Genomic DNA, 2,617 nt, shown 5'->3' on the forward strand with positions numbered 1-2,617 from the left:
CGATGCCAGCTATGGTGAGGTTCAGTACGCGATGGGGCTGTTGGTTTCACCTTCTGCTCAAGCTGCTCGCAGCGTTCTTCACTACGGCTTCATCAATGGATTCTCCGCATTTCTGGAGACCTTCATCGAAACGGGATTGATCACTGTCGTCCTGTGCAACGGAGACGTAGGACCGGCTTTACCTTTTCGAGCGGTGCGCAAGATTGTTTCGGCGCGGATACTGAAAAGCTAAGCCCAGCCGGAGAGCAGGGCCATCGGTCTGAATCCGCTGCCCCTTACTTTGGAACCTCGCCAATGGCTCAACCACAAAAGCCCATCAAGCCACCGATCGGACCCGCAACCCAGCTCTGCATGTCGCTGGCCGCGCGGCCGGGACGCTTCGGCTCGCGCTTCCAGAATCGGCTCTATGAACACTTGGGCCTGGACTACGTCTACAAGGCGTTCACCACCACCGATCTGGCGGCGGCCATCGGCGGCATTCGCGCGCTGGGCATCCGCGGTTGTGCGATCTCGATGCCGTTCAAGGAAGCGGTGATCCCGCTGCTCGATCGCCTGGAAGGTTCCGCAGTTGCCATCGACAGCGTCAACACCATCGTCAACAACGAAGGCCGACTCACCGGCTACAACACCGACTACAGCGCGATTCTGGAAGTGCTGGCGCAGGCCGGGGTCTCACCAGAAACAGCCTTCCTGCTGCGCGGCTCGGGCGGCATGGCCAAAGCGGTGGCGGCAGCGCTGCGTGATCGCGGTCATCGCAAAGGCACCGTCGTTGCCCGCAACGAAACCAGTGGGCGCTCGCTGGCCGAGACCTATGGTTTTTCCTGGGCGGCCGACGCCGAAGGTCTGAGCGCGCCGCTGCTGATCAACGCCACGCCGCTGGGCATGGCGGGTACTGATGCGGACCGGCTCGCGTTTCCCGAAGCGCTGATCGCAGGATCGGAGATCGTCTTCGATGTCGTTGCCCTGCCGGTCGAGACCCCCTTGATGCAGGCCGCGCAACGCCTTAGCCGGCAGCGAATCTCCGGTGCCGACGTCATCGTGCTGCAGGCGTTGGAGCAGTTCGTCCTGTACACCGGCATTCGGCCGGATGCCGACACCGTTGCCGCGGCCGCGGCCTTTGCCCGTTCGGCGTGAAGACCGAATCACGCTGTCTTGCGGCATGCCCTGTGCGTGAGACGAATCTGTGAAATCAGACCCAATCGAAACGATTACCCATAGCTGGCTCGACGACGCCCACGCGCTCGTCGCCGGCTCGCTGTTCGTGGCGCTGGGGATGACCATGTTCTCGTACGCCGGCCTGCTCACCGGTGGTGTCGCGGGTGTCGCCTTCCTCGCCAGCTACGCCACGGGTTCGAGCGTGGCCTTGTTCTTCTTCCTGCTGAACCTTCCGTTCTTCGGGCTCGCCTGGTTCCGCCTCGGCCCCGAGTTCACGCTCAAGAGCTTCGCGGCTGTTGCGCTGGTCTCGGTCTGCACCGCGCTGGCGCCGAAGGTGGTGCGCTTCGAATTCCTCAACCCCTGGCTGGCCTCGGTGCTCGGCGGCTTCCTGATCGGCTTCGGCCTGCTGGCACTGCTGCGCCATGGTGCGAGCGTGGGTGGCGTCAACATCGTCGCCCAGTGGCTTCAGCAGTCCCGAGGCCTGAGCGCCGGCAAGGTTCAGATGGCCGTGGACGTGGTGGTGGTGCTGGCGGCGCTGGTCGTCGTGTCGCCGGCCAGGGTGCTGCAATCGGTGGTCGGTGCGCTGGCCATTGGTGCCATCCTGGCTTTGAATCATCGGCCGGGCAGGTACCTTGGCGTTTGAATTCAGCGCTGCGCTGACGCTCGGACGTTCAAGCACATGAACATCGATATTCGCTTCGTGGATGAGTCAGAAGCCGAGGCGGCTTCGCAGGTCATCCATGACAGCTTTCTGGCGCTTGCGTCGGAGGATTACGAGCCCGAGGCCAGACAGCGATTCCTGACCCGGTCATCGCCGATCGGACTGGCTGCCGAGATCAGAAAATCCGCGGTCAGCGTCGCCGCTTTTGACGACCATCGAATGGTCGGGTTCCTGTTGATGCCGAATCCCTCGCTCATCGGCGTTCTGTTCGTTCACCCGGATTGCTTGCGCCAGGGTATTGCCGGAAAGCTGTGGGAACAGGCACGCGCTGCGCTTGCAGCTAATTTCCCCGCTGTCGAGACGGTGGAGCTCAATGCAACGCCATACGCCGTCAATTTCTATCGATCGATAGGTTTCGTCCCGATGACGACCGAGTTCTTTCGCGATGGACATCGAGCAACCCGCATGGCCTGTTGGCTACCCGCCCGAGGTTGGGGTGCGGAGGTCGTTCCAACGGTTCCAAAGGGCAGCTTACTTCCAGATTCTTGAACAGCATCGGTGGAAAATGGTCTTGAACCCGCGTCGGTAGAAATTTGCAGCACATAGGGTGACCTCAACCAACCTCGTCTGAAGTGATGCGTCAACACGGCGCTTACTGCCAAGGCTGACGACATGACCCACCCTCAGCGTCTGCTGAACCGCATGGCCTGCGTGCTGCTGTCGGGATCGCTGCTGGCGCCAATCAGTCCGCAAGCCAGTGCGACGAGCTTCGATCTTTCCACCGCCACGGTGGCCGACATC

Annotated in this window: 4 protein-coding genes; all 4 read left to right on the forward strand. The window is 62.0% G+C overall.

The genetic code is table 11. The annotated features are described in order from the left end of the window. Window positions 1-232 (forward strand): hypothetical protein (locus QZY06_RS03420; protein WP_295680219.1); only part of this gene is annotated, 232 nt, incomplete at its 5' end. 62 nt (window positions 233-294) lie between these two features. After that, window positions 295-1,134, forward strand: coding sequence for a shikimate 5-dehydrogenase (locus QZY06_RS03425; RefSeq protein WP_295680222.1), 840 nt, complete (start codon window positions 295-297; stop codon window positions 1,132-1,134). A gap of 49 nt (window positions 1,135-1,183) precedes the next feature. After that, on the forward strand, window positions 1,184-1,798 hold the full coding sequence (locus QZY06_RS03430; RefSeq protein ID WP_295680224.1) for a YitT family protein: 615 nt from the start codon (window positions 1,184-1,186) through the stop codon (window positions 1,796-1,798). Window positions 1,799-1,834: 36 nt separating this feature from the next. Beyond that, the gene (locus tag QZY06_RS03435) at window positions 1,835-2,365 is read left to right on the forward strand and encodes a GNAT family N-acetyltransferase (RefSeq protein ID WP_295680227.1); all 531 of its coding nucleotides are present in this window, start codon (window positions 1,835-1,837) and stop codon (window positions 2,363-2,365) included. The last annotated feature ends 252 nt before the right edge of the window (window positions 2,366-2,617 follow it).

This window comes from uncultured Nevskia sp. (assembly GCF_903885465.1).
Classification (GTDB): domain Bacteria; phylum Pseudomonadota; class Gammaproteobacteria; order Nevskiales; family Nevskiaceae; genus Nevskia.

Excerpts from the sequence above, each read along its gene's own strand:
- QZY06_RS03425 (WP_295680222.1), top strand. The coding sequence starts at position 295 with ATGGCTCAACCACAAAAGCCCATCAAGCCACCGATCGGACCCGCAACC.
- QZY06_RS03435 (WP_295680227.1), top strand. The coding sequence starts at position 1,835 with ATGAACATCGATATTCGCTTCGTGGATGAGTCAGAAGCCGAGGCGGCT.